The sequence below is a fragment of the Pseudomonas sp. LAM2023 genome, from assembly GCF_016620375.1.
GTDB classification, from domain to species: domain Bacteria; phylum Pseudomonadota; class Gammaproteobacteria; order Pseudomonadales; family Pseudomonadaceae; genus Aquipseudomonas; species Aquipseudomonas anuradhapurensis.
Window position 1 is genome coordinate 85,325 of the sequence record NZ_JAENHV010000015.1, and the last position, 24,510, is coordinate 109,834.

Sequence of the window (24,510 nt, forward strand, 5' to 3'; positions counted from 1 at the left end):
TCAGCTTCTGTGCGCAAGCCGAGGGGCTGCTACGCAGCCCATCGCGACGCAAGGCCGCTCCTACACGAAGCCCTTGCAGGCGTAGTTACCAGGTCAGGCAGATCTTGCCGAAATGCCGGTTGCTCTCCTGGTAGCGGAACGCCTCGACGATCTGCTCCAGCTCGAAATGTTTGTCCACTACCGGCCGCAAGCCATTGGCATCGATTGCCCGCACCATGGCCTGCTGCTGGGCGCGGCTGCCCACCAGCACGCCCTGCAGGCGAATCTGCCGCACCAGCGCCTGCACCAGCGGCAACTGCCCGGCCACGCCGGTGAGGATACCGATCAACGACACATGCCCACCGATGCGCGCGGCAATCATCGACTGCTCCAACGTCGCCGGGCCGCCCACTTCGATCACATGATCGACGCCGCGGTTGCCGGTCAGCTCGCGCGCTTTCTCACCCCAGGCCGGGGTGCTCTTGTAGTTGATCAGGTGATCGGCCCCCAGGGCCTTCAAACGTTCGAGCTTGGCGTCGCTGGACGAGGTGGCGATCACCGTGGCGCCGGCGAGCTTGGCGAACTGCAGGGCGAAGATCGACACGCCGCCGGTACCTTGCACCAGCACCGTATCGCCGGGCTTGAGGTGGTCATCGCTCATCAGCGCGCGCCAGGCAGTGAGGCCGGCGGTGGTCAGGGTGGCGGCTTCGGCGTGGCTGAAGCCCTTGGGCGCCAGGGTGAAGGCGCTGGCACGGGCGGTGACCTGTTCGCGGGCATAACCATCGATACCATCGCCAGGCACCTTGGCGAAACCCTCGACATTGGCCTGGCCATCCAGCCAGTCGGGGAAGAAGGTGCTGACCACACTGTCGCCGACCTGGAACTCGCTGACACCGCTCCCCACCGCGACCACTTCGCCTGCGCCATCGGCCATGGGAATGCGCCGCTCGCTCGGCCCCCACATGCCGCTGACCACAGCGAAGTCGTGGTAGTTGAGGGAGCTGGCGTGCAGGCGAACGGTGATCTCGCCGGCCTGGGGTGCGGGAGCCTCGCTGGTGCCGACTTCGACCTTGTCGTAGCCGCCGCCGGGTTGTACGTAGATGGCCTTGCTGGTCATGGGTAGGGTCTCCGTGCAGGAAAAAGAATGAGCTTCAGCATAGACAGGTCCGGCCCTGTCGCCGGCAAGCCAGCGCCCACAAGGGCGCCATCGGACCTGGGAGTTGTGCATTACCAGTGGCAGCGGGCTTGGCCGCGATAGGGCCAGCACTGCCAACAGAAAAACTCAGCCCAGCATCACCTTCAATGCCCGGCAATCGGCCGCATGCCAGTCCACCAGTTCCGGCCATGGGTTGTCCGGCAAGTTCACCAGCACCGTGCGCGCCCCTGCTGCACGCCCACAGTCCAGGTCGAACCGATAATCCCCCACCATCACCAGCTCATGGGGTGCCACACCCCAGGCACTGGCGATCTTCAGCAACCCGTCTGGGCTCGGCTTGGGCGCTGCTTCGTCGCGCCCGAGAATGTGCTCGACCGGGAAGCAGTCGGCCAGGCCGATGGCCTCCAGCGTCACATGCGCAAGCTCACGGGCATTGCGGGTCAGAATGCCCAATCGGCAACCCCGCTCGGCCAGCTCGCGCACCAGCTCCACCGCCCCGGTCGCCGCCCTGGAGGCAACCGCCAGGTCGCGCTCGTGCTCCAACAGCCAGGCATGCTTGGCCGCCGCCTCGTCGGCTGGCAGGGCCGCCAGGTGGGTGAGGATGTCGTGCTCGGCCGGGATGTCCAGCGCCACGCGGATGGCGGCAAAGTCGTGCACGGCCACGGTCAGGGTGCCGTCCATGTCGAACACCCAGTTGCGGACCTCGCCCAGGCTCATGCCCAATCCTTGCGATGGCGGATCAGGCCTTCCTGGCACGACGACGCCACCAGTTGCCCGGCCTGGTTGAAGATGTTGCCACGGCAGAAGCCACGGGCGTTGCCCGCCCAGGGGCTGTCGGTGGCGTACAGCAGCCATTCATCGGCACGCAGGTTGCCGTGGAACCACAGCGAATGGTCGAGGCTGGCGATCTGCATGTCGCGTTGCCACACCGATTTGCCATGCGGCAGCAACGCAGTGGTCAACAGGCCGAAGTCCGAAGCATAGGCCAGCAGGTATTTGTGCAGCGCCGGAATGTCAGGCAGGTTGCCGTCGGCGCGGAACCAGGCGTACTTCACCGGGTCGCCGGGCTTGGGGTTGAACGGGTCGCGCTCGGTGACCGGGCGGATCTCGATCGGTTTGGCACACAGCACCTTGTCGCGGATGCGCTCGGGCAGTTGCTCGGCCATGGCCCGGGCCAGTTCGACTTCACTGGGCAGGTTCTCCGGGCCGACCACCTCGGGCATTGGTGCCTGGTGCTGGAAACCGTCCTCGTCGTACTGGAACGAGGCACTGCAGGTGAAGATGGTCTGGCCCTTCTGGATCGCCGTCACCCGCCGGGTGCTGAAGCTGCCGCCATCGCGCACGCGGTCTACCGAATACACCACCGGCAGGCTGGCATCGCCAGGGCGCAGGAAATACCCGTGCAACGAATGGACATGGCGTGCGTCTTCGACCGTCTGGCTGGCTGCCGACAACGACTGGCCCAGCACTTGCCCGCCATACAACTGGCGGAAGCCCAGGTCCTGGCTGCGTCCACGGAACAGGTTCTCCTCGATGGACTCGAGGCTCAACAGGTCGACCAGGTCGTCCAACACATGACTCATCGGGGGTTCTCCTAGCAAGGCAACACGTCTCTACAGCGCTGTTATGAGGGCAAATGATACAGGGTTTGTCATTCGCGCCGGGCATGGGCCTGTATTCAGGCGCGCAGGGTACGCTCCCAGTGTGCACGGTCGATGCGGTACAGCACATGCGGGCGCAGCGGGTCGCCCACAGGCAGGCGGGGGTGCTGGAAACTGCCGTGCAGGTCCTGCTGCATGCCGATGGCCTGCATGACTTTCTGTGACGGCAGGTTGCTCTCGCTAGTGAACGACACCACCTCTTCCAGGCGCAATTGGGCGAAAGCACAACGCAGGCAGGTCCACGCCGCTTCGCTGGCGAAACCCAGGCCCCAGTGGCGGCGTGCCAGGCGCCAGCCGATTTCCACCGCAGGTGTGAAATGGGCATCGAAGCCCACGTGCAACAGCCCGGTCATGCCAATGAACGCACCGCTGTCCTTGCGCTCCAGCGCCCACAGGCCGAAGCCGTATTCGTTGAAATGCCCGCGCACGCGGCCGATCAGCGCAGCCGCCTCCAGGCGTGTCAGCGGCGCCGGGAAGTAGCGCATCACCTGCGGGTCGGCGCACATCGCGGCGAACTCGCGCAGGTCTTCGTCGCGCCATTGGCGCAGCACCAGGCGTGCGCTTTCCAGTTGCAGGATGGGGGTCATGAGGCGTGCTCCGGTTTTACTGTCTTGCAGTTTACAGCGTAGGCGCGGGCGTGGCTTTCACCTAGCCGGTGCACACCCGAATGCAATTTTCACATGGCCTTCACCGCCCCCCGACAGGCGGCCTGAGAGGATGCCGCCATCACCGCCGCGCCAGGCGCGGCCATGCCAACGGAGCCATGCATGCTATCGAGCAACACCCTGGGGCACCCTGCCATCCACGCCCGGCGCAAGCGACGCCTGACCCGCAAAACCCTCGGCGCCGCACTTGGCTTGTGCATGGTCGTGGCGGCATTGACCACCTGGCTGGCGACGAGGACGCATATCGTGGACCTTGGCAACGGGCAACAACTAAGCGATAGCGGCCTGCTGAAGGACTGGGCTGACGGTGCGGTGATCGTGATGATTCGCCACGCCGAGCGCTGCGACAGCGCCCCCGGGCCATGCCTGGACGACCCCAGCGGTATCACCGTGGCCGGCAGCCAGGCCGCCAGCCGGGTTGGCCAGGGGCTGCAGCAGTTGGGCCTGGCCAACGCCGATATGCTCAGCAGCCCGAAATTGCGCACGCGGCAGACTGCGCATTTCATTCTTGGCCAGGCGGTGGCCAGTGAGGACTGGCTGGAAGGGTGTGACAGCCAGTTCGCTCGGGAAGCGATGGCACGCAAGCGGCCCGGGCATAACCTGGTGCTGGTGACCCACAATGGTTGCATCGACCATTTTGCCCGCCAGCAAAAGGTGGTGGGCGGCGAGCGTGAAAGCGGGTATGCCAGCGCGCTGTTCGTCTCGGTGGATGGCAATGGCAAGGCGCGTATCCTCGGGCGCCTGAACGAGCCCGACTGGCAGCGGGTACTGTCCAGCATCGCGAAATAGCACTGCGCACTTTGCTGTGCCGGCCTGGTACCGCGAAACAACACTGCGCCCTTTGTTGTGCCCGGCCTGGTACCGCGAAATAACACTACGCCCTTGTAGGAGCGGCCTTCTGCCGAAAAAGGGCTGCGCAGCAGCCCCAAGGTGCTGGCGCACATGCACAACGTGACGGGGCTGCTGTGCAGCCCTTTTGCGGCAGAAGGCCGCTCCTGCAGGGCTCGCATTGCGATAGCAACCACACCCCCGGAACTGGCAAGATCAGCGCTGGCCCCGATTACGAAACCGCCATGCCGCTGCCGCTGATCTACCACGAAGACTACAGCCCGGAGTTCCCTGCCGAACACCGCTTTCCGATGGACAAGTTCCGCCTGCTGCACGACCACCTGATCGACAGCGGGCTGACCACCGACCAGGCCCTGCTGCGCCCGCAGATCTGCCCCAACGACATCCTGGCCCTGGCTCACGACCGCAGCTACATCGAGCGCTACCTGAACGGTGACCTGTCCCGTGAGGACCAGCGGCGCCTCGGCCTGCCCTGGAGCGAGGCCCTGGCCCGGCGTACCGTCCGCGCCGTAGGTGGCTCGTTGCTGAGCGCCGAGATGGCACTGCAGCACGGCATCGCCTGCCACCTTGCCGGTGGCACCCACCATGCCCATTACGATCACCCTGCCGGCTTCTGCATCTTCAACGACCTGGCGGTGATCAGCCGTTACCTGCTGGAGGCCGGGCGGGTTCATCGGGTGCTGATCTTCGACTGCGATGTGCACCAGGGCGACGGTACCGCGCGCATCCTGCACGACACGCCAGACGCCATCACCGTATCGCTGCACTGCGAACAGAACTTCCCGGCCCGCAAGGCGCAGAGCGACTGGGACATCCCCTTGCCACGCGGCATGGGTGACGCGGCCTACCTGAAGGTGGTCGACGATGCCCTGAACTACCTGCTGCCGCTGTATCGTCCCGACCTGGTGCTGTATGACGCCGGTGTCGATGTGCACAAGGACGACGCCCTGGGCTACCTGCAACTGACCGACGCAGGCGTTGCCGCGCGTGACGAAGCGGTGCTGCGCCACTGCCTGGGCCGCGACATCCCGGTGGTGGGGGTGATCGGCGGCGGTTACAGCAAGGACCGGGTAGCGCTGGCCAAGCGTCATGGCATCCTCCACCACAGTGCGGCGCGTGTCATCGGTTGTTCACAATGACTGTGGAGCCGCTTGTGGATAACCTGCGGGAAAGGCGCTGCAGCCCTTGATGGCCGAGGCCTGCAAGCGCCTGATCATTTTTTGACCAGTGCTTCCATGGGCCACGCTGCGCTAGAATGCGCCTCTTTTCCACAGCCTGCTGCCCACCATGCCCGATCTGAAACCCGCCGCCCCCTCCCTTGCTGCCGTCATCGGCGCTGGCCCCGCCGGCCTGATGGCTGCAGAAGCACTGGCCCAGGCGGGCCTGACGGTGGAAGTGTTCGATGCCATGCCCTCGGTCGGCCGCAAGTTCCTGCTGGCGGGTGTCGGCGGTATGAACATCACCCATTCCGAGCCTTACCCGGCCTTCGTCGGCCGTTATGCCGAGCGCCAGGACAACATCGACGCCCTGCTGCGCGACTTCGACGCCGAGGCCTTGCGCCAGTGGATTCATGACCTGGGCATCGAGACCTTTGTCGGCACCTCGGGCCGGGTGTTCCCCACCGACATGAAAGCCGCGCCATTGCTGCGCGCCTGGCTCAAGCGCCTGCGCGACAGCGGGGTGGTTATCCACACCCGTCACCGCTGGTTGGGCTGGAATGCCGAAGGGGCGTTGCGGATGGCTTATCCACAGGGAGAACGGTTGCTTACCCCTGCCGTGGTGGTATTGGCACTGGGCGGCGGCAGTTGGGCGCGACTGGGTTCCGACGGCAGCTGGCAAGCGCTGCTGGCCGAACGGGGTGTGGATATCTCACCCCTGCAGCCGAGCAACTGTGGTTTCGAAGTGGCCGGCTGGAGCGCGCTGCTGAAGGAAAAGTTTGCCGGTGCGCCGCTGAAGAACATTGCCTTGAGCGTCCCTGGCAGCGCGCCGCGCAAAGGTGAGTTCATTCTTACGGCCCAGGGTGTGGAAGGCAGCCTGGTGTATGCCTGGTCAGCGCCGGTGCGCGAAGCCATCAACCGTACCGGCCAAGGGCAGTTGCTGCTTGACCTGTTGCCGGACAAGCCGGTGGAAAAAGTCGCCCAGGCGCTTGCCAGGCCCCGAGGCTCGCGCTCCATGGCCAAGCACCTGCACAGCCAGCTGGGCATCGATGGGGTCAAGGCGGCGCTGTTGCGCGAACTGACCGACCAGGCGACCTTTGCCGACCCTGACGCGCTGGCGAGGGCGATCAAGGCATTGCCGATCACGCTGGTACGCACGCGGCCACTGGATGAAGCGATCAGCAGTGCGGGAGGGGTGCGTTTCGAGGCCCTGGATGAAGGCCTGATGCTGCAGAGCATGCCGGGAGTGTTCTGCGCTGGCGAGATGCTGGACTGGGAAGCACCGACCGGGGGCTATCTGCTGACCGCGTGCTTTGCCAGCGGGTTGCGCGCCGGGCGGGCGGCGGCGGATTGGCTGACGCGGCTTTCCTGACAGATTGCCGGGCTGCTTCGCAGCCCTTTCGCGACACCCGGCCGCGCCCGAAAAACGGCACATTGCCGAGGGTTTGCGCTGTCCTTGTAGGAGCGGCCTTGTGTCGCGATGGGCCGCAAAGCGGCCCCAAAAAACCTCAAGGCTTACGCTTGCGCGGCCCACCATTGAAGCTCGGCACCTTGCGTACCGCCTTCACCGCTGGCGCTGCACTACCCGCCTCGGCACTGTCCATCCAACGCCCCAAGCCACGCTTGGCGCTGTTTTCCTTCGGCTTCTTGGGCTTCTTCGGCTTCTTGATCACCTGGCCGCTGGCATCGGTCATCGGTACCCGGTGATCGGGGATGAAATCCGGCTCTTCATGGCGCGGCAGGGTCTGCCGGGTCAGCACTTCGATTGCCGCCAGCAACTGCACTTCATCGGCACACACCAGCGAAATCGCTTCGCCCTTGTTGCCGGCACGCCCGGTACGCCCGATGCGGTGCACGTAGTCCTCGGCAACGATCGGCAGGTCGAGGTTGACCACCAGTGGCAAGTCATCGATATCCAGGCCGCGGGCCGCCACGTCAGTGGCCACCAGCACCTGGATTTCGCGGGCCTTGAAGCTGTCCAGGGCGCGCTGGCGGGTGGCTTGCGGGCGGTCACCGTGGATGCCGTCGGCATTCACACCCTCGGCCAGCAAGCGCTCCACCAGCTGGTCGACACCATTGCGGGTCTTGGCGAACACCAGCACCTGCTTCCAGCGCTGCTTGCGCAGCAGGTGACAGAACAGGTCGACCTTGCGTTTTTTATCCACAGGCACCAGCCACTGCTTGACGCTGCTGGCCGTGGCATTGCGCGGGCTGACTTCGATGCTCAGCGGGTCATTCAGGGCCAGGCCCGCCAGCATGCGGATCTGCTCGGAGAAGGTGGCGGAGAACAGCAGCGTCTGGCGCTTGCGTGGCAGTGCGGCGTACACCGACTGCAGCTCTTCGGCAAAGCCCAGGTCGAGCATGCGGTCGGCTTCGTCGAGTACCAGGGTCTGCACCTGGTTGAACTTCACCGCGTTCTGGCGGAACAGGTCGAGCAGACGCCCGGGGGTAGCCACCAGCAGGTCGACACCGCGACGCAGGCGCATCATCTGCGGGTTGATGCTGACCCCGCCGTACACCGCGTAGGTGCTCAGCGGCAGGTTCTCGGCGTATTCGCGCACGTTGTTGTGCACCTGCTCGGCCAGTTCACGGGTAGGCACCAGCACCAGCGCGCGGATCGAGTTGCTGGCCACCTTCTCGCCTTCCAGTGCCAGGCGCTGCAGCACGGGCAAGGCAAAGCCGGCGGTCTTGCCGGTGCCGGTCTGGGCTGCGGCCATCAGGTCACGACCAGCCAGCACGGCGGGGATGGCTTTGGCCTGCACCGGGGTCGGGGTGGTGTAGTCCAACTGCTGCAAGGTGCGCAGCAGCGGTTCGATCAGGCCGAGTTTGGCGAAATTCATGGCAATACCGTCAGGGGGTTCAGCGAAGGCGGCAAGTTTACCGCATCGCCCCTGTCTACTTGCAGATTTCACCTTTCAGCGGCTGCGCAGGTTCGGGCGCCCTGCGCCACTGCGGCAGGCCGATCAACACCACCGCGCCGATGATCACCGCCATCGCCACGCACTCTTCGGCACCGATCTGCTCGCCGGCGAAGACGATGCCCAGCAGCACCGCCACCGCCGGGTTGACGTAGGCATAGCTGGTAGCAGCTGCCGGGCGCACATGCTTGAGCAGGTACATGTAGGCACTGAAGGCCAGGATCGAGCCGAACAATACCAGGTAGGCCAACGCTCCCCAGCCGGCGGCGGTAGGCATCTGCGTCATGCGCTCGCCAGACAGCACGCTGCCCAGCAACAGCACGGCACCACCAACCAGCATTTCTGCGGCACTGGCCATCGGCCCCTGGGGTAACGGCAGGGTCTTGCTCCACACCGAGCCGAATGCCCAGGACGCTGCGGCAAAAATGATCAGCGCCGCGCCAATCGGGCTGGCCTGCAGGTTGGAGCCCAGGTTCAGCAGGCCGATACCCACCAGCCCGAGGGCGATGCCCGCCCACTCCAGCCTGGAGTTGCGGTGCCCGAACAGCAGGCCGAACAGCAAGGTAAACAGCGGCACCGTTGCCACCGCCAGCGCCGCCACGCCCGAGGCCACCCCGGCATGCTCGGCCACGGTCACGCCGCCGTTGCCGCAACTGAGCAGCAGGAAGCCGATCGCCCCCGCCGCCCGCCACTGCGGCCAGGTCGGCGCCGGCACGCCGCGCCAGCGCAGGAAGCCATACAGCAGGCCACCGGCAATCAGGAAGCGCACCCCGGCCATCAGCATCGGCGGCCAGCTTTCGACGCCGATACGGATGAACAGGTAGGTAGACCCCCAGACCAGGTACAAGGCCAGGAAAGCGCCGATGAGCAACAACGGGAAGCGACGGGAGGCAGGCATGGGGCACACTCGAAATCCGTTTACGGGTGGCTTAGTTTAGAAAGGCAGGCGTTCAAACTTAAGTTACAAAACTGCTTTAAATCGCCAGAACACTTTGCATTTCATGGTTATTCGGGCACTTTTCAAACGAATCGTAACCAGGCAGGTACAACCCATGGACAAATACGACCGCATGCTGCTCGCCGCCCTGCTCGACAACGGTCGCGCCACCTTCGCGCAACTGGCGCGCCAGGTGAACCTGTCGGCGCCAGCGGTGGCCGAACGGGTGGCCAAGCTGGAGGCCAGCGGGGTCATCACCGGCTACCAGGCCAAGGTCGACATGAGCAAGATCGGCCTGCCGATCCAGTGCGTGATCGAGCTACGCCTGGCCAGCCACGGTAACCAGCAGGCCTATGAAGCATTGACGCAGATCCCCCAGCTGACCGAATGCCACCGGGTCACCGGTGACCCCTGCGTGATCATGCAGGCCGCGGTGGGCTCGATGCCCGAGCTGGAAGAGCTGATCAACCGGGTCGCGCAGTTCGGTTTCAGCAAAACCTCGATCATTCTTTCCAGCGCCGTGGAGCGGCGAGTGCCGCTGGCGCAGCTGGAGAAGAAGCCCTAGTTGTACCTGGCCAGGGTTTCGCGAACCTTCGCCGCCGGGGTTTTCTGCAGGCGGCAGAGCAGCTCGTGGGACAGCTGCTGCACACCGTGGCTCTGGCGCAGCACGCCGGCCAGGTGCTGCAACAGGTTGGCGGCCATTTCGGCATCGGCCATGGCCCGGTGCGCGGTCCCCGTATGCGGCAGCCCGGCCCAGCGGGTCAAGGTACCCAGCTTGTGGTTCGGTGCCGCCGGCAGCAGGCGCCGGGACAACAACAGCGAACAGGCAAAGGCCTGGCTACGGCTACGGCCGATGCGGCTCAGTTCATAGTCCCAGAACTTCTGGTCGAACGCAGCGTTGTGCGCCAGCAGCGGAGTGCCGCCGACGAACTCGGCCACTTCGTTCATCACCTCGTCTACCGGCGGCGCACTGCGCAGCATGGCGGTGGTGATGCCGGTCAGCCCGGCAACGAAGGCTGGCACCGGAACACCTGCGTTCATCAGGCTCTGGTAGCGCTCGACGATGCGTCCGCGCTCCAGCATCACCACCGCCACCTCGGTGGCGCGGCAGCCGGCGCCGGGGCTGATGCCGGTGGTTTCAAAGTCGATGACAGCGATACGTTCCATGCAAGGGCCTCAGTGTTTGAGCAACAGCGCACCCTCGATGGGCACATAATGGGTGGCGGCACGGATCAGCGAGAGTGCCGTGAGCCCAGGCACACCATACACCACCGCCTCGGTGCCATGGCGCTGGATCACCCGCTCCAGCAGGAGGTCGAAATCACCGTCGCCGGAGGCCAGCACCACCTGGTCGACACGGCTGGCGGCATCCATCACGTCCAGGGTAATGCCGACATCCCAGTCACCTTTGGCCGAGCCGTCGCTGCGCTGGATGAAGGGCTTGAGCCGCACGTCGAAACCGAGGTTACGCAAGATCTGCTGGAACTGTTGCTGCTTGCTGTCGCCACGGTCGATGGCATAAGCCACGGCTTCGATGATCTGGCCTTCGCGGCTGACAGCGTTCCACAACGCGGTGTAGTTGAAATGGCAACCGTAGGCCTGGCGCACGGTGTAGTAGAGGTTCTGCACATCGGCGAACAACGCGATCTTTTTCACCTGGGCATCTCTTTTCAGGCCGGGATTGCTGGGGGCTGCCTTGCAGCGCTTCGCGGGCACGCCCGCTCCCACAGTTATTCACGCGATACTTGTGGGAGCGGGCGTGCCCGCGAAGGGGCGCACAGCGCCCTCAAAATTGCCAGCAGTATGCCAGACCTGTCAGACGTACGGATCGTCGTCCGAGAAGAACCCGCCATCATCGCTGCCATAATCGCTGTCGGCATAACCACCTTGGTCGCTGCCCCAACCACCATTGTCGGCAACGTGCTGCTGTGCGCCCGTATCGTTCCAGCCACCGCTGTCACTGGCGGGCGCCGGCTCTTCCTTGATCACTTCGACAACCTCCTGCGGCTGCGCATCATGGTGGAACAGGCTGCTGATGCCCTGCGCCAGCAAGACACCGCCGGCCACGCCGGCCGCAGTCTGCATCGCCCCACCCAGGAAACTGCTGGCACCACTGCGCGCCGGCGCGGTGGTAAAACCGGGCTGCTGCATTTGCGGCTGGGAATAGCCAGGCGCCGCCGGTTCGCGCCAGCCGCCAGTCGATGGCGCCGGGGCGGCAACAGCGGGTTGCGGTTGCATTGCCGAAGCCGCACTGCGGCCACCCGAACCGAAGATGCTGGAAAGGAAACCACCGCCGCCACTGCTTGGCGCACTGCTGGCACGTGCAGCCTCAGCCTGGGCACGCGCCTGCTTCAGTTCGGCTTCCAGTTGCTTGTTCTGCTCGTCGAGGCGCTTGATCGCAGCCTCCTGGACCAGGATCGCCTGGGCCATGTAATAAGGTGCCGCCGGTTGCTGGCGCACATGCTCCTCGATCCGAGCCTGAGCCTGTGCATCACGTGGCTGGCTCGGGTCCTCGGCTTGCTTGATGCGGCTGAACAGGCCGTCGATCAGGGTTTGTTCTTCGGTATTCATGGGGCAACCTCATGGGGTAGCGGGACAACGGACAGCGTCAAAGATGGGGCGTACAGGCCTGGGATTCAATCACCGGCGCCGTGAAACTTTTTTCAGCAAATGACGGCCCCTGGGCTGCTTTGGGCTAAAGTTAGGCCCCTGTTTTTGCTGCCATGCGATGTTGACTGATGAATCCGCTGAGCGTCCTGCGCGACTCCTTGTACTTCTTCCGCCGCCACCTGCCGAGCATTCTCCAGTTGTGCCTGCCCCTGGTGGTGCTGGAGGCCCTGTTCACCCAACTGCTGTACCGCCAGCTGGGCGAGCAGGCATCGCCAGCCTACGGCATGCTGGTCAGCCTGCTGTTCTACCCGCTGTACAGCGCCGCACTGATCCTGTACCTGGACACCCGCAGCAACGGCCAGGACATCGCCAAGCGCAACCTGTTCGCCCGCGCCGTGCAACTGTGGCCGCAACTGGCCCTGCTGATCCTGATCAGCTCGCTGCTGATCATGGCCGGCTTGGCGCTGTTCGTCTTCCCGGGCGTGTGGATCATGATCAACCTGGTGTTCGCCGAGTACCTGCTGGTGCTGCGCGGCCGGCCGGTGGTGCAGTCGATGCGTGACAGCGCAAGCATGACTACCGGACACTTCCTGCGCATCATGGTTTGCGTGCTGGGGGTACTGGCACCGATCTGGCTGATCGATGGGCTGCTGTTGATGGCGTTCCCCGAGCCATCGCCCGGCCTGGAACTGGCCATGGACAGCCTCAGCGGCTTCCTGCAACTGTTCAGCACGGTAGTGCTGTATCGGCTGTTCATGCTGCTGGAATCCCCACCTGAGCGCTGACAGGCAGCAGGCTTACCTGATCGGTGTTATCAGGAGCTCGGTAGTCCCAGTAATATTGACGTTCAGGTGGTCGAGATAACCACCTCGTCGATCGAAACTTCTACCATCGCTCGGGTTGTCGCCTATTTCCACAGTCTGCCCAAGGTGGTCTCGCCACCGGCAACGAAGCTGTCGTCCATCCCACGCAAGGGGTTGGAGCTTGAAGAAATTGATCGCATCAGCAGCGACATACATACCGACATAGCCTTTATGGCTACAGGCCAGCCGGCGCCCTTTGCGGCTTGAAGTACCACCAATCAGGTAGTGCAACCGATCACTGGTTTTTGAGCGGAAATTGAATTTGAAGATGCGGCGACCGTCGTCATACGCTTGGCGGGGGTCGCCTTTGATCAGCCAGTCCCAACGCCCCGGGACGATGGATTCGGCGTAGTCTTCCTCTGTGCTGAGCACTATCGGATGGGCGGCTCCCTGGTGAAGCGCATGAATGGTGCAATCGAAGATTTTCAGTGTACCGAAGGACATCGGATCATCGGTGGAGATATCGCTGAGATTCATCATGTAGAGCCCCAATTTGTGAATGGGAAGAAAGGCAGCTGACGCCGCCTCACTCCATTCTTTTCATTGCTGCGGCCCAACAGCAGCACGAAAGGGTTCCCACTCGGTAGCCTCACATGCCGGATATCCCTCCGAACGCCACATAACCCGCGCCATGCAGCGCGCCCCGCCGCCTCGAGTGCCACAGTTCCCCCATGTTCCTCGGGGTTTGGCACGTGCCGTCGCCTCGGCCACCAATGGGTCATCCGGCCATGGACAGCCTCAGCGGCTTCTTACGACTGTTCAGCACTGTGGTGTTGTACCGCCGGTTCATGTTGCTGGAAGGCGAAGCTCGCGGTCAGGGCATGAAGGAAAGACTTCGTTCTGCGTAGTGGCCAGCCTTGGCAATAAGGTGATGAACCTTGAATGCCTGCACAGGAGCGCATCAACGAAGGTCAAATCTGACCTTCCTGCTGAAACCGTCAACCTGAACCTCACGGGTGGAGCACTCCGATGGAAAATACTTCCAGTGACACTTCCTGGCCGGAACACAGTTTTCATGGCCGTATCTACATGATTCATGGGGATCGCAAGATCCCGATCCATCTCAGCAAGGCAACCGATATCCCCGTAGCAAGCCTGATCGCCAACGATTGGTTGGAGTCAGGGGGCGATAAAGCGACAAGGTTCAACTTCAGGTTCCACTCCAGAACCAAAGACCGACTGCATCATCATATCTTCAGCACCCATTACGCCGTGAAACGACAGTTGATGATCAGCGACAACGGTTACTTGGGCCTTTACCTGCCAGTAACACAAGGCGACTACTTCAAGCTCGAGCCCTTGGAAATCACAGAACGGTTTATTCGATGCCGCTGGCGCGACCATTTGGGACACCAGGTGAAGGCCAAGGCCACGGAAACGTTTGCTTGCGACCATAGGGCCTACCTCACCGTAGGCGAAGGGCAGCTACACGAGTTTTTGATCGAACGTAGCCTGCCAAACTGAATTCTCCGCTCGCTTCAGGTGCCGCGCGGCTTCGCCCGTGCGGTAGCTTCGGCCACCAACGGGTCATCCGGCCAGTAATGCTTCGGGTAGCGTCCTTTCAGGTCTTTCTTCACTTCGGCATAGGTCGTACGCCAGAAGCTGGCCAGGTCCTGGGTCACCTGCACCGGCCTGCGTGCCGGTGACAACAGGTGCAGCTTGACCTGCAGGCGGCCATTGGCGATGCGTGGCGTGTCGGCCAGGCCGAACAGCTCCTGCAGGCGCACCGCGAGGATCGGCGGGTTTTCGCTGTAATCCAGGCGGATATTCGACCCGGACGGCACTGCCAGGTGCGCGGGGGCCTGTTCTTCCAGGCGCTGCGGCAACGGCCAGGGCAACAGGTTGCGCAGCATCGACGGCAGGTCCAGCGCGGTGAAATGGCTGAGGCGCGAGACTTTGCCCAGGTACGGCTGCAACCAGTCTTCCAGGCTGGCGAGCAGGGCCTCGTCGCTGAGGTCGGGCCATTCGCTGTGGCCCTCCTTGGCCAGGTCGAGCTGGCGCAACAACGCTACACGTGCCTGCCATTGGCGCAGCTCTGGGGTCCAGCTCAAGAGGTTCAGACCCTTGCGCCGGACCAGCCCCAGCAGCGCCCGGGCCCGCGCCTCGTCGTCCAGGCCGGGCAACGGTTGGCGGCTGAGGATCAGCTCGCCAACCTTGACTTGTCGCTCGGCACGCAACACCTGCTCGCGCTCATCCCAGTCGAGCAGATCAACCCGCTCCACCTGCTCGGCGAGTACGCCATCGAGCAGTGCCGGGTCGAATTCCGCCGCCAGGTAGATGCGTTCTTCACGCTGGCCCTGGCGGCTGCCCAGATCGGCAATCACCAACCAGGGGCACTTCATCAGTCCATCGACCTCGGCAAACAGCGCCGCACGGCCATTGGCCAGCCGGTACTCCGCACCACCCTCGCGGCGCTGCTGGGCGATGCGGTCTGGGTAGGCCAGCGCCAGCAGGGCGCCCAGCCAGCGTGGGTGGTCCGGGTCGGCCACCGGCGCCCGCGGCTTGCCGCGCAGCAAACCACGGTACTGACGCGCCAGCTGGCGGGCCCGCTGCACGCCGCCCTGGCTGCCACGGGCGGCCTTGCTCTCGCCACTGACCAGCGCCAACCGACCATGCAGGTCGGCACCGCCGCCCCGCTGAATATCCCGCTCGCCCAGTAGCGCAGCGACGTCGCAGGCCATCTGTGCCAACCCCAGGTCCTGACCGCGCAGCAGCAAATGCGCAATACGGGGGTGTGCCGGCAGCTCGGCCATGGCCTGGCCATGCTCGCTGAGGCTGTCGCGGCTGCCGGGCTTGTAGGCATTGAGCCGTGCCAGCAGGTCCTGGGCCTGGGCGAACGCGGCAGCCGGTGGCTGGTCGAGCCAACGCAACTGCTCGGGCGTCACGCCCCAGCGCGCCAGTTGCAAGGCCAAACCGGCCAGGTCGGCCTGCAGGATTTCGGCACTGCCATGGGCAGCCAGTTGCTCATGCTGAGCCTCGGACCACAATCGGTAGCACACGCCGGGCTCCAGGCGGCCAGCACGCCCGGCGCGCTGGGTGGCGCTGGCGCGCGAGATGCGCTGGGTGTCCAGGCGGGTCATGCCGCTGCCGGGATCGAAGCGCGGTACCCGTGCCAGGCCGGCATCGATCACCACCCGCACACCGTCGATGGTCAGGCTGGTCTCGGCAATATTGGTGGCCAGCACTACCTTGCGCAGGCCCTTGGGCGCCGGGTCGATGGCCGCGCGCTGGGCATCGAGGTCGAGTTCGCCATGCAGCGGACACAGCAGGATTTCGCGCCGTTCTCCCAGCGCTTCCTGCAGGCTCTGGTGCACCCGGCGGATCTCGGCCTGGCCAGGCAGGAACACCAGCACACTACCGGCTTGCTCGGCCAACGCCTGCAACACGCTGTCCACTACCCGTGGCTCGATGAACTCACCCGGCTGGAAGGGGCGTCCCCAGCGGATATCCACAGGGTGCATGCGGCCTTGGCTGCTGACCACCGGGGCCTCGTCCAGCAAGCGCGACAGGCGCTCCCCTTCCAGAGTCGCAGACATCAGCAGGATCTTCAGTGGCGGGTCGTCCCGCAGCAATTCGCGACCATTCAGGCTCAGCGCCAGGGCCAGGTCGGCGTCAAGGCTGCGCTCGTGAAACTCGTCGAAGATCAGCAACCCTACCCCCTCCAGCGCCGGGTCGGCCTGCAGGCGGCGGGTGAGGATGCCTTCGGTCACCACTTCGATGCGCGTGTTCGGCCCAACCTTGCTGTCCAGCCGAATGCGGTAGCCCACCGTTTCGCCGACCTTTTCGCCCAGCTCGCTGGCCAGGCGCTCGGCTGCAGCCCGGGCCGCCAGGCGCCGTGGCTCGAGCATCAGAATGCTCTGCCCGGCCAGCCAGGGCTCGCTGAGCAGCGCCAGCGGTACGCGGGTGGTCTTGCCGGCGCCGGGCGGCGCCTCGAGCACCGCTTCGTCACGGTTTTGCAGGGCTTCGCGCAAGGCGGGCAAGACAACATCGATCGGTAATGAAATCATGGTGGTCCTCGAACAATCCCGCGAGTATAACGGCGAACCCAGCCTGCTCTATCATGGTCTTAGCTTCAGGTGCAGGCGCTTCGCTTGCCCTGCTGAACACCTTTTCGGAGATTCACATGCGCATCCCAACCCGCGTCATCGGTAGCGCCCTCATCGTCACCCTGCTGGCCCAACTGACTGCCTGCGGCACCATTCTCTACCCGGAACGTCGCGGCCAGATCGGCGGCAAGATCGACCCTGTGGTTGCTGCAATGGATGCCATCGGCATCCTGTTCTATGTGATTCCGGGGCTGATCGCCTTCGGCATCGACTTCGCCACGGGCGCCATCTACTACTCAGGCGGGCGCAGCGCCCAGGTCGATCCGGTCAAGCTGCGCGAGGCGGTCAGCCCCGATGGCAAGGTCGACAACCTGAAGCTACAAGCCATCCTCGAGAGCGAACTGGGCCAACGCCTGCCGTTGAACGACCCACGGCTGACCCAGCATCGCGGCAGCATCGAACAACTTGCCACCCTGGACCTGGTACCGTCGGCCTGAACCGTAAGGACACTGCCCAAGGATGACCACCACCCCGGCTGAACACCAGCGCCTGCTGCGCCTGGCCACGCGCGCTTCATTGGCAGTAGCCGGCATCCTGGTCCTGAGCAAGGCCGTGGCCTGGTGGCTGAGCGGCTCGGTCAGCCTGCTGGCCGGGCTGACCGACTCGGCACTGGATGCCGTTGCCTCGTTCCTCAACCTGCTCGCCGTGCACTATGCGCTGCGCCCGGCCGACGACGATCACCGTTACGGCCACGGCAAGGCCGAAGCCCTGGCCGGCATGGCACAGGCGTTGTTCATCGGGGTCAGTGCAGTGCTGATCGGGGTGCAGGCGGCCGAGCGCCTGCATAGCCCGAAGCCGTTGGGCGATACCGACATCGGCATCGCAGTGATGGTGCTGTCGCTGGTGTTGACGCTCGCCCTGCTGGCTTTGCAGTACAAGGTCATCCGCCTGACCGGCTCCACGGCGGTGCGCGCCGACTCCCTGCACTACCGCTCGGACCTGCTGCTCAATGGCAGCATCCTCCTGGCGTTGCTGCTGGCACGCTTTGGCTGGCCGCAGCTGGACGCACTGTTCGGCCTGGGCATCGCTGCCTACATCCTGTGGAGCGCGCTGCAGATTGCCAGGGAGAGCACGGCCATCCTGATGGACAAGGAACTGCCCGGCGATGTCGGCGAGGACATGGCCACGCTGGTACTGGCCATACCCGGCGTGAAAGGCGTGCACGACCTGCGTACGCGGGTATCAGGCAACCAGTGGTTCGTGCAGTTGCACCTGGAACTGCCGGGGATGTTGCCGCTGGATGAAGCGCATGGCCTGTGCGTCAAGGCCTCGGAAGTCATCCGTCAGCGCTATCCGCAGGCCGATGTAATGGTGCATGCCGACCCGGTGTGAACCTGCCAGGGCCCTGTCGCTGGCAAGCCCGCTGCCACGCGTCAGTTGATGCTGTAGCCTCGGCCACTGAAGCAGGCCCCCAGCGCTCGCCGATAGTTATCGGCCACATTGGCCGGCGGCGCATACGCCGCTGTCGCCGGGTCGAACCCTGACTGGCTGACCGCCCAGCGGTGGCACAGGTAACGGTCTAGGTCCTGCTGCTCCTGCCCCTGCCCATGCATCGGGTAAGCCACCACATCATAACCACCGCCCACAGGGGGCGACGCGGTTTCAGGCGGGTTGACCACCACGTACTCGCGGCTGTCGGCCAGGTACTGGTAATAGGTATCGGCCACCACGAAGAACAGCGCCCCACCCAACCAGACTTCCCGCGCATAGGGCGGCAGGTATTCGACACGCATGCCGTAGGGCGGGGTAACCACGACATACCTGCCCGCGTGCGGGCGGAACCAGTAGCCACCGGAGTAGAAATAGTCATCGCCACGGTAGGGCAGTTTCCAGTAACGGTCCGGGAACTGATCGAGGGTGTGCCCAGGGCGATACTGCGGCCCTGGGCCCCAGCCATCGCCATGCCCATCCGGGCGCCCCTGCCAGTCGCCGCCGGGCCGTTGCCCCGGGCCGCCGGCTTGCCAGTAGCGGTGTTCACCATGGCGACGCGGAATGTCCTGGTAGTAGCCTTGGCGTGGCGGCTGCGTCTGTTGCACTTCGTCGCGCGAGTTGAGTGCGCGAGCGGGCGCCTCGCCAGGCCCTTCGGCCATCACCGCGAAGCTGATGCCCACCCCCAACACACCAACACCTGCCAACTGCCAGATGCGCGACTTCATGGTATTCCTCTCGGTAGAAAAAACGGCGCTGGCAAGCAGTCTACCGCGCCTAACACACGGGCCAAGGAATTTTCACGGGCATGAAAAAAGGGAGGCCGCAGGGCCTCCCTTCAGAAATTTGTCGTCCGTGCTCGGCACTTGTGGCGCCGGCTCACCTCACACCGTCTTCTGGAAGGTGTGTAGCCCGGGGGCCTGGCACATCCTGTTGGATGGCTGGCCGCGACCGCCCGCCTGGGGCACGTCGCCGTGGACTGATGTCCGGGCAGTGATTCTGTGGATAAAGATACCGGACAGGGTGCGGCAGCGGATTGCGAAGATTGCTCGGATAAATAGCACTTGCGCAATTTTTCGCCCCGGATTGATAATTCGCCGCAATCGGAACAGAAAAGGCATAAACCATGAGCAAACTTGACCGCTACGACCTGAGCATCCTCGCCGAATTGCAGCGCGATGCGCGCATTTCCAACCAGGAACTGGCCGAACGCATTGGCCTGTCGCCTTCGCCATGCTCGCGTCGGGTCAAGCAACTGGAGGATGATGGCTACATCTCGCGCCAGGTGGCCCTGCTCGACCGCAAGAAGCTCGGCCTGAGCCTGACTGCCTACGTGCTGATCGGCATGGACCGCCACACCCCGGAGCGCTTCGAAACCTTCGAGGCGGCCATCCGCAACCTGCCCCAGGTACTCGAATGCAGCCTGGTGACCGGGATGGATGCCGACTACCAGCTGAAGGTGGTGGTGCCGGACATGGACCATTATCAGAAGCTGTTGCTGGGTAGCCTGACCCGTATCGAAGGCGTCACCAGCGTGCGCTCGAGCTTCGTGCTCAACCAGGTGCTGGCCAGCACCGAGCTGCCATTGACCCACCTGCGCTGAACGCTCTCGCCAGCCGGCGTATAATCGGCTGCTCAGCCTGCCTGGAGAACACTGATGGATCCCGCCGTATTTGAAGAGTGGATGATGATCATCCTGGTCACCGTGCTGATCGGTTTCATGGGCTTTATCGTCTGGGACCTGGCGAAAAAGTCCAAGGCAGGCAAGTTTGGTACGTTGATCCTGTTCTTCGTGCTGGGGCTGGGGGTGTTGGCCTTTATCATCAAGAGCGTGGTGGTGGGATTTCTCGAAGGGGTGTAGGGCTGGAGAAAGCCGGGAGCGCTTTGCGCTCCTTTCGCGACACAAGGCCGCTCCTACAGGGATCGCACGATGCTGAGCTTGCGCTCTACCTGTAGGAGCGGCCTTGTGTCGCGATGGGCCGCAAAGCGGCCCCCTGCTAGCGCTGCAACTTCGCCGGCACCTCACGCCAGCAGCCCTGCTCCAGCCCATCCAGCGCCCAATCGCCGATCCGCACCCGCACCAGGCGCAAGGTTGGCAACCCCACCGCCGCCGTCATCCGCCGCACCTGACGGTTACGTCCTTCGCGAATCACCAGCTCCAGCCAGCTGGTCGGCACGCTCTTGCGAAAGCGTACCGGCGGGTTGCGCGGCCACAGCTCGGGCTCTTCCAGGCGCCGGGCCTCGGCCGGCAAGGTCGGCCCGTCGTTCAGCGCCACGCCATCGCGCAAGCACTGCAACTGCTCCTCGCTCGGCTGCCCTTCCACCTGCACCCAATAGGTTTTCGCCAGCTTGTGCTTCGGATCGGCGATGCGCGCCTGCAAGCCACCGTCGTTGGTCAGCAGCAACAAGCCTTCGCTGTCGCGGTCCAGGCGCCCGGCCGGATACACGCCGGGGATGTCGATATAGTCCTTGAGCGTCGCCCGCCCGTCGCCGTCGCTGAACTGGGTCAGAACGTCGAACGGCTTGTTGAACAGGATCAGGCGTGGCTCGGCGGGGGGCGCCTTGGGCTGGCGACGCGGGCCGGTGGCAGGCCGCGCCTGGGGGCGGCGCGGCTTGGAACGGGGGGGCAGTGACATGGGGCCTCAGCGGAACGGCGGCTCATCGAAACTGCGCAGTTTACGCGAGTGCAGCGAGTTGAGCTCGGTACGCAGCAGGTCGAGCGCGGCAATGCCGATCTTCAGGTGCTGGCTGACCGCCCGGTTGTAGAACGCGTTGGCCGAACCCGGCAGCTTGATTTCGCTGTGCAACGGCTTGTCGGAAACGCACAGCAAGGTGCCGTATGGCACGCGCAAGCGGTAACCCTGGGCGGCAATGGTGCCGCTTTCCATGTCTACCGCCACGGCACGCGACAGGTTGATCAGCGGCCGCTCCTGAGCCCAGCGCAGCTCCCAGTTGCGGTCGTCGTAGGTCAGCACGGTGCCGGTGCGCAAGCGCTTCTTCAGCTGTTCGCCACGCTCGCCGGTGACCTGCGCGGCGGCTTCCTGCAAGGCCAGTTGCACTTCGGCCAACGCCGGAATCGGGATGTTCGGCGGCACCACCCGGTCGAGGATGCCGTCACGGCGCATGTAGGCGTGCGCCAGCACATAGTCGCCGATGGTCTGCGACTGCCGCAGGCCGCCGCAGTGGCCGATCATCAACCAGCAGTGCGGGCGCAGCACGGCGAGGTGGTCGGTGATGTTCTTGGCGTTGGATGGGCCGACGCCAATGTTGACCAAGGTGACGCCGTCGCCGTCGGCGGCGATCAGGTGGTAGGCCGGCATCTGGTAGCGGTGCCACACCACACTGGCCACCAAGGCCTGGGTTTCACCGTGGTCCATGCCCTTTTCGATCACCACGTTGCCCGGTAGGACCATACGCACGAAGCGCGGGTCATCACGCAGTTGGTCGAGCCCGTGGCTGATGAACTGGTCGACATAGCGGTGGTAGTTGGTCAGCAGGATCCACGGCTGCACGTGGCGCCAGTCGCTGCCGGTGTAGTGCACCAGGCGACGCAGCGAGAAGTCGACTCGCGCGGCATCGAACAACGCCAGCGGCAGGGTTTCGGCGCCGCCCCAGTCGTACAGGCCGTCGGCAATATTGTCGGTGGCCGCCGACAGGTCGGTGCTGGGGAACACCCGCGCCAACTGGGCGGCGGTAATGCCGCTGCCGGCCAGCTCGTCGCCCTGGTCGACCACGTAGGGGTAAGGGATGTTCTGCTCGCTGACGCCGACCTCTACCGTCACCGTGTAATCGTGCATCAGCGGGCGCAGCTGCTCGAGCAGATAGGCACGGAATGCGGCTGGCTGGGTGATGGTGACACTGTAGGTGCCGGCCACCTGCACCTTGGCATAGGCGCGCGTGGTGGCGGCGACTTCACCGTGGCTGTAGTAGGTCAGGCGCAGCGCGGGGTAGCGAAACAGGTCGCGCGCTTCGGCGTCCGGCTCGGTACGGTCCTTCAGGTAACGCTTGAGGGCCTGGCTGAGGGCCCCGGTGGCCTGGTCATGCAAGGCCGCCAGACGGTCGACGGCCTGTTCGGGAGTATCAACGACTACAAACGCTTGGCTCACACTGTGCTTCCTGTCTGGACATGCATGTGAACCATCTTGCCTGCCTTCGTGGGTAAATACACCCCCATTGATCGGTGTTAATCAGCAGGCCAGCGCTGTTCCTTGTAGGAGCGGCCTTGTGTCGCGATGGGCTGCAAAGCAGCCCCGGGGTTCAGCGCCGGTGCACAAATTGCCGGGGCTGCTTCGCAGCCCATCGCGACACAAGGCCGCTCCTACAAGTTCCGTGCATGGTTTGGAGGCAGCGCAAGACCTGTTGCAGCGGGCCACGCCAGCTCAGTCGCTCCAGACTGGCGTGGCCCGCATCACCAACGCCTGCGCATCTACACCCCGCGGCAAGGCCCCGTAAACCCGGCCACCACCCGTCAGCCGGCTGTCGATGAACGCATCACTCACCAGCGCATTCCCGGCCTCAAGCAGCAGCTTGGCCTGCAACGCCAGGGCAATATCCTCGGTCAGCTGCCGCGCGCGATACTGCATGTCGCCAGTGTCGGCAAACGCCCCCTTGAGGTTGCCGATATGCGCCGCCAGGCGCGGGTCGCCGTGCCCATCACCCAATTCGGCGAACAACGCGTCGAGCACACCCGGTTCCTTGGACAACGCACGCAGCACATCCAGGCACTGCACGTTGCCCGAGCCTTCCCAGGTCGAGTTGACCGGTGCCTCGCGGTACAGCCGTGGCAGGATGCTGTCCTCCACATAACCCGCACCGCCCAGGCACTCGGCGGCCTCGTTGATCATGGCTGGCGCACGTTTGCAGATCCAGTACTTGCCCACCGCCGTGACCAAGCGGGCGAAATGCGCCTGCTGCGGGTCGTCCGGCTGTTCCAGCGCCTGCCCCATGCGCAGGCTCAAGGCCAATGCCGCCTCGCTTTCCAGGGCCAGGTCAGCCAGCACGTTCTGCATCAATGGCTGCTCGTTCAGCAACCGCCCGCCAACCTTGCGGTGCGCGCAGTGGTGCGCCGCCTGGGTCAACGCCTGACGCATCAGGGCGCTGGAACCGACCATGCAGTCGAAGCGGGTCATGGCCACCATTTCGATGATGGTCGGCACCCCTCGCCCCTCCTCCCCGACCATCCATGCCAGGGCACCGCGGAACTCCACCTCGCTGGAGGCGTTGGAGTGGTTGCCCAGCTTGTTCTTCAAGCGCTGGATATAGAACTGGTTGCGGCTGTCATCCGGGCGATGGCGCGGTAGCAGGAAGCAGCTCAGGCCTTTTTCGGTTTGTGCCAGGGTAAGGAAGGCATCGCACATGGGCGCCGAACAGAACCACTTGTGCCCGACCAGCTCATAGGCCTGGCCCGGGCCCGCCGCGCCGACTGGATAGGCCCGGGTGGTGTTGGCCCGTACATCGGTGCCGCCTTGCTTCTCGGTCATGGCCATGCCCAGGGTGACCCCAGCCTTGTGGCGGTCGCCGACGTTGCGCGGGTCATATTCGCAGGCGAGGATTTTCGGCAGCCAGTACTCGGCCAGTTCTGGCTGCAGGCGCAGCGCCGGGACAGCGGCGAAGGTCATGGTCAGCGGGCACCCGCTGCCGGCCTCGGCCTGGCTGTGCAGGTAGGTCATCGACGCCCGAGCCACATGCGCGCCAGGGCGGGGCTCGGCCCACGGCAATGAAGGCAGGCCGTGCTCGACGGCGGTGCGCATCAGCTCGTGGTAGGCGGGATGGAACTCGACCAGGTCGATGCGATGGCCGTAACGGTCGTGGCTGCTGAATTCCGGCTTGTGCGCATTGGCCAGGAAACCCGCCTGCATCAGCGGACCGCCGGCCAGGGCACCGTAGGCATCGATCCGCGACTCGGCCCAACCGGCACCGAAACGCCGTGACCATTCCTGTAGCGGCAGGTCGAGGCGGTACAGGTTGGCACCGTCGAGGGGCGGTGGCTGGTTGGTGACCTCGTGGGTTTCAGCGTACTGGTGCAGGTTCATCGGGGGCTCCTGGATCCGGGTAGCTTGAAGCACCAGTGAAGCACTCCCTGTGGGCCAGTCAAAGTGACATTAATGACTAAACGTGTGGGGGGCATGTCTTGGGAATGCAGCAGGTTGACCGGCTCGCCATAACACACTCGATCCCACAG

25 protein-coding genes are annotated in these 24,510 nt (G+C 64.6%); 10 read left to right on the top strand and 15 right to left on the bottom strand.

Going from position 1 to position 24,510, the window contains the following annotated elements; all coding sequences use genetic code 11:
• Positions 1-85 precede the first annotated feature (85 nt).
• From JKP78_RS06040 to JKP78_RS06055, 4 genes are all read right to left on the bottom strand, one after another.
• Positions 86-1,096 carry a zinc-dependent alcohol dehydrogenase family protein gene (locus JKP78_RS06040; RefSeq protein WP_200626243.1) on the bottom strand — a complete coding sequence of 337 codons (1,011 nt, stop codon included), beginning with the start codon at positions 1,094-1,096 and terminating at the stop codon, positions 86-88.
• Between the two features lie 165 nt (positions 1,097-1,261).
• Positions 1,262-1,852 (bottom strand): HAD family hydrolase, encoded by a 591-nt coding sequence (locus JKP78_RS06045; protein ID WP_170032800.1) that lies wholly within the window; start codon positions 1,850-1,852, stop codon positions 1,262-1,264.
• Positions 1,849-2,718 (bottom strand): acyl-CoA thioesterase II, encoded by an 870-nt coding sequence (tesB, locus tag JKP78_RS06050; protein WP_170032802.1) that lies wholly within the window; start codon positions 2,716-2,718, stop codon positions 1,849-1,851. Before tesB ends, JKP78_RS06045 begins: the two co-directional genes overlap by 4 nt.
• A 95-nt stretch (positions 2,719-2,813) precedes the next feature.
• Positions 2,814-3,383, bottom strand: a complete 570-nt coding sequence (locus tag JKP78_RS06055) for a GNAT family N-acetyltransferase (RefSeq protein WP_186686641.1) — start codon at positions 3,381-3,383, stop codon at positions 2,814-2,816.
• 180 nt (positions 3,384-3,563) lie between these two features.
• On the opposite strand from JKP78_RS06055, the gene JKP78_RS06060 reads away from it, so the two are divergent.
• From JKP78_RS06060 to JKP78_RS06070, 3 genes are all read left to right on the top strand, one after another.
• Positions 3,564-4,250 carry a histidine phosphatase family protein gene (locus JKP78_RS06060; protein WP_186686639.1) on the top strand — a complete coding sequence of 229 codons (687 nt, stop codon included), beginning with the start codon at positions 3,564-3,566 and terminating at the stop codon, positions 4,248-4,250.
• A gap of 284 nt (positions 4,251-4,534) precedes the next feature.
• Positions 4,535-5,449 (top strand): histone deacetylase family protein, encoded by a 915-nt coding sequence (locus tag JKP78_RS06065; protein ID WP_186686637.1) that lies wholly within the window; start codon positions 4,535-4,537, stop codon positions 5,447-5,449.
• Between the two features lie 148 nt (positions 5,450-5,597).
• Positions 5,598-6,839: a TIGR03862 family flavoprotein gene (locus JKP78_RS06070; RefSeq protein WP_200626245.1), complete on the top strand. Its 1,242-nt coding sequence runs from the start codon at positions 5,598-5,600 to the stop codon at positions 6,837-6,839.
• Between the two features lie 136 nt (positions 6,840-6,975).
• On the opposite strand, the gene JKP78_RS06075 is transcribed toward JKP78_RS06070, so the two are convergent.
• Positions 6,976-8,307: a DEAD/DEAH box helicase gene (locus JKP78_RS06075; protein ID WP_170032812.1), complete on the bottom strand. Its 1,332-nt coding sequence runs from the start codon at positions 8,305-8,307 to the stop codon at positions 6,976-6,978.
• Between the two features lie 55 nt (positions 8,308-8,362).
• A complete protein-coding gene (yedA, locus tag JKP78_RS06080) occupies positions 8,363-9,283 on the bottom strand; it encodes a drug/metabolite exporter YedA (RefSeq protein ID WP_200626246.1) in 921 nt (306 codons plus the stop codon).
• A 154-nt stretch (positions 9,284-9,437) separates the two neighbouring features.
• Here yedA and JKP78_RS06085 point away from each other — a divergent pair, with 154 nt between their 5' ends.
• Positions 9,438-9,887 carry an Lrp/AsnC family transcriptional regulator gene (locus JKP78_RS06085; protein ID WP_015271918.1) on the top strand — a complete coding sequence of 150 codons (450 nt, stop codon included), beginning with the start codon at positions 9,438-9,440 and terminating at the stop codon, positions 9,885-9,887.
• On the opposite strand, the gene JKP78_RS06090 is transcribed toward JKP78_RS06085, so the two are convergent.
• From JKP78_RS06090 to JKP78_RS06100, 3 genes are all read right to left on the bottom strand, one after another.
• Positions 9,884-10,489 (bottom strand): 3'-5' exonuclease, encoded by a 606-nt coding sequence (locus JKP78_RS06090; protein WP_200626248.1) that lies wholly within the window; start codon positions 10,487-10,489, stop codon positions 9,884-9,886. The genes JKP78_RS06085 and JKP78_RS06090 overlap by 4 nt on opposite strands.
• Positions 10,490-10,498: 9 nt before the next feature.
• Entirely contained in the window at positions 10,499-10,978 is a 480-nt protein-coding gene (locus JKP78_RS06095) for a LabA-like NYN domain-containing protein (RefSeq protein ID WP_200626249.1), read from the bottom strand.
• A gap of 159 nt (positions 10,979-11,137) precedes the next feature.
• On the bottom strand, positions 11,138-11,893 hold the full coding sequence (locus JKP78_RS06100; protein ID WP_200626251.1) for a DUF2076 domain-containing protein: 756 nt from the start codon (positions 11,891-11,893) through the stop codon (positions 11,138-11,140).
• Between the two features lie 167 nt (positions 11,894-12,060).
• On the opposite strand from JKP78_RS06100, the gene JKP78_RS06105 reads away from it, so the two are divergent.
• A complete protein-coding gene (locus JKP78_RS06105; protein WP_186686619.1) occupies positions 12,061-12,717 on the top strand; it encodes a YciC family protein in 657 nt (218 codons plus the stop codon).
• Positions 12,718-12,729: 12 nt separating this feature from the next.
• Here JKP78_RS06105 and JKP78_RS06110 read toward each other — a convergent pair whose 3' ends face one another.
• Positions 12,730-13,275 (bottom strand): hypothetical protein, encoded by a 546-nt coding sequence (locus JKP78_RS06110; RefSeq protein WP_200626253.1) that lies wholly within the window; start codon positions 13,273-13,275, stop codon positions 12,730-12,732.
• A 489-nt stretch (positions 13,276-13,764) separates the two neighbouring features.
• Between JKP78_RS06110 and JKP78_RS06115 the strand changes: the two genes are divergently transcribed.
• On the top strand, positions 13,765-14,259 hold the full coding sequence (locus tag JKP78_RS06115; RefSeq protein ID WP_186686615.1) for a hypothetical protein: 495 nt from the start codon (positions 13,765-13,767) through the stop codon (positions 14,257-14,259).
• A gap of 14 nt (positions 14,260-14,273) precedes the next feature.
• Here the strand turns inward: JKP78_RS06115 and hrpB are convergent, their stop codons facing one another.
• Positions 14,274-16,802, bottom strand: a complete 2,529-nt coding sequence (hrpB, locus tag JKP78_RS06120; RefSeq protein ID WP_200626255.1) for an ATP-dependent helicase HrpB — start codon at positions 16,800-16,802, stop codon at positions 14,274-14,276.
• Between the two features lie 116 nt (positions 16,803-16,918).
• Here hrpB and JKP78_RS06125 point away from each other — a divergent pair, with 116 nt between their 5' ends.
• Together JKP78_RS06125 and JKP78_RS06130 are read left to right on the top strand one after the other, a co-directional pair.
• Positions 16,919-17,338, top strand: coding sequence for a polyribonucleotide nucleotidyltransferase (locus tag JKP78_RS06125; protein ID WP_200626257.1), 420 nt, complete (start codon positions 16,919-16,921; stop codon positions 17,336-17,338).
• A 22-nt stretch (positions 17,339-17,360) separates the two neighbouring features.
• Positions 17,361-18,233: a cation diffusion facilitator family transporter gene (locus JKP78_RS06130; protein ID WP_170032833.1), complete on the top strand. Its 873-nt coding sequence runs from the start codon at positions 17,361-17,363 to the stop codon at positions 18,231-18,233.
• 41 nt (positions 18,234-18,274) lie between these two features.
• Here the strand turns inward: JKP78_RS06130 and JKP78_RS06135 are convergent, their stop codons facing one another.
• Positions 18,275-19,057 carry a DUF6515 family protein gene (locus JKP78_RS06135; protein ID WP_200626258.1) on the bottom strand — a complete coding sequence of 261 codons (783 nt, stop codon included), beginning with the start codon at positions 19,055-19,057 and terminating at the stop codon, positions 18,275-18,277.
• 398 nt (positions 19,058-19,455) lie between these two features.
• Here JKP78_RS06135 and JKP78_RS06140 point away from each other — a divergent pair, with 398 nt between their 5' ends.
• Both JKP78_RS06140 and JKP78_RS06145 read left to right on the top strand, forming a co-directional pair.
• Entirely contained in the window at positions 19,456-19,932 is a 477-nt protein-coding gene (locus JKP78_RS06140) for an Lrp/AsnC family transcriptional regulator (RefSeq protein ID WP_003249795.1), read from the top strand.
• Between the two features lie 54 nt (positions 19,933-19,986).
• Positions 19,987-20,190, top strand: coding sequence for a DUF2788 domain-containing protein (locus tag JKP78_RS06145; protein ID WP_003249787.1), 204 nt, complete (start codon positions 19,987-19,989; stop codon positions 20,188-20,190).
• A 136-nt stretch (positions 20,191-20,326) separates the two neighbouring features.
• On the opposite strand, the gene JKP78_RS06150 is transcribed toward JKP78_RS06145, so the two are convergent.
• From JKP78_RS06150 to JKP78_RS06160, 3 genes are all read right to left on the bottom strand, one after another.
• Positions 20,327-20,965, bottom strand: coding sequence for a pseudouridine synthase (locus tag JKP78_RS06150; protein ID WP_234454555.1), 639 nt, complete (start codon positions 20,963-20,965; stop codon positions 20,327-20,329).
• A gap of 6 nt (positions 20,966-20,971) precedes the next feature.
• Positions 20,972-22,435, bottom strand: coding sequence for an AMP nucleosidase (gene amn, locus JKP78_RS06155; protein WP_170032837.1), 1,464 nt, complete (start codon positions 22,433-22,435; stop codon positions 20,972-20,974).
• A gap of 273 nt (positions 22,436-22,708) precedes the next feature.
• On the bottom strand, positions 22,709-24,361 hold the full coding sequence (locus JKP78_RS06160; RefSeq protein WP_186686608.1) for an acyl-CoA dehydrogenase family protein: 1,653 nt from the start codon (positions 24,359-24,361) through the stop codon (positions 22,709-22,711).
• Positions 24,362-24,510: the final 149 nt, after the last annotated feature.

Excerpts from the sequence above, each read along its gene's own strand:
- hrpB (WP_200626255.1), bottom strand. The coding sequence starts at position 16,802 with ATGATTTCATTACCGATCGATGTTGTCTTGCCCGCCTTGCGCGAAGCC.
- tesB (WP_170032802.1), bottom strand. The coding sequence starts at position 2,718 with ATGAGTCATGTGTTGGACGACCTGGTCGACCTGTTGAGCCTCGAGTCC.
- JKP78_RS06115 (WP_186686615.1), top strand. The coding sequence starts at position 13,765 with ATGGAAAATACTTCCAGTGACACTTCCTGGCCGGAACACAGTTTTCAT.
- JKP78_RS06160 (WP_186686608.1), bottom strand. The coding sequence starts at position 24,361 with ATGAACCTGCACCAGTACGCTGAAACCCACGAGGTCACCAACCAGCCA.
- JKP78_RS06055 (WP_186686641.1), bottom strand. The coding sequence starts at position 3,383 with ATGACCCCCATCCTGCAACTGGAAAGCGCACGCCTGGTGCTGCGCCAA.
- JKP78_RS06085 (WP_015271918.1), top strand. The coding sequence starts at position 9,438 with ATGGACAAATACGACCGCATGCTGCTCGCCGCCCTGCTCGACAACGGT.
- yedA (WP_200626246.1), bottom strand. The coding sequence starts at position 9,283 with ATGCCTGCCTCCCGTCGCTTCCCGTTGTTGCTCATCGGCGCTTTCCTG.
- JKP78_RS06060 (WP_186686639.1), top strand. The coding sequence starts at position 3,564 with ATGCTATCGAGCAACACCCTGGGGCACCCTGCCATCCACGCCCGGCGC.
- JKP78_RS06075 (WP_170032812.1), bottom strand. The coding sequence starts at position 8,307 with ATGAATTTCGCCAAACTCGGCCTGATCGAACCGCTGCTGCGCACCTTG.
- JKP78_RS06150 (WP_234454555.1), bottom strand. The coding sequence starts at position 20,965 with ATGTCACTGCCCCCCCGTTCCAAGCCGCGCCGCCCCCAGGCGCGGCCT.
- JKP78_RS06145 (WP_003249787.1), top strand. The coding sequence starts at position 19,987 with ATGGATCCCGCCGTATTTGAAGAGTGGATGATGATCATCCTGGTCACC.
- JKP78_RS06125 (WP_200626257.1), top strand. The coding sequence starts at position 16,919 with ATGCGCATCCCAACCCGCGTCATCGGTAGCGCCCTCATCGTCACCCTG.
- JKP78_RS06130 (WP_170032833.1), top strand. The coding sequence starts at position 17,361 with ATGACCACCACCCCGGCTGAACACCAGCGCCTGCTGCGCCTGGCCACG.
- JKP78_RS06065 (WP_186686637.1), top strand. The coding sequence starts at position 4,535 with ATGCCGCTGCCGCTGATCTACCACGAAGACTACAGCCCGGAGTTCCCT.
- JKP78_RS06110 (WP_200626253.1), bottom strand. The coding sequence starts at position 13,275 with ATGATGAATCTCAGCGATATCTCCACCGATGATCCGATGTCCTTCGGT.
- JKP78_RS06045 (WP_170032800.1), bottom strand. The coding sequence starts at position 1,852 with ATGAGCCTGGGCGAGGTCCGCAACTGGGTGTTCGACATGGACGGCACC.
- JKP78_RS06040 (WP_200626243.1), bottom strand. The coding sequence starts at position 1,096 with ATGACCAGCAAGGCCATCTACGTACAACCCGGCGGCGGCTACGACAAG.
- JKP78_RS06090 (WP_200626248.1), bottom strand. The coding sequence starts at position 10,489 with ATGGAACGTATCGCTGTCATCGACTTTGAAACCACCGGCATCAGCCCC.
- JKP78_RS06100 (WP_200626251.1), bottom strand. The coding sequence starts at position 11,893 with ATGAATACCGAAGAACAAACCCTGATCGACGGCCTGTTCAGCCGCATC.
- JKP78_RS06135 (WP_200626258.1), bottom strand. The coding sequence starts at position 19,057 with ATGAAGTCGCGCATCTGGCAGTTGGCAGGTGTTGGTGTGTTGGGGGTG.
- JKP78_RS06140 (WP_003249795.1), top strand. The coding sequence starts at position 19,456 with ATGAGCAAACTTGACCGCTACGACCTGAGCATCCTCGCCGAATTGCAG.
- JKP78_RS06105 (WP_186686619.1), top strand. The coding sequence starts at position 12,061 with ATGAATCCGCTGAGCGTCCTGCGCGACTCCTTGTACTTCTTCCGCCGC.
- JKP78_RS06070 (WP_200626245.1), top strand. The coding sequence starts at position 5,598 with ATGCCCGATCTGAAACCCGCCGCCCCCTCCCTTGCTGCCGTCATCGGC.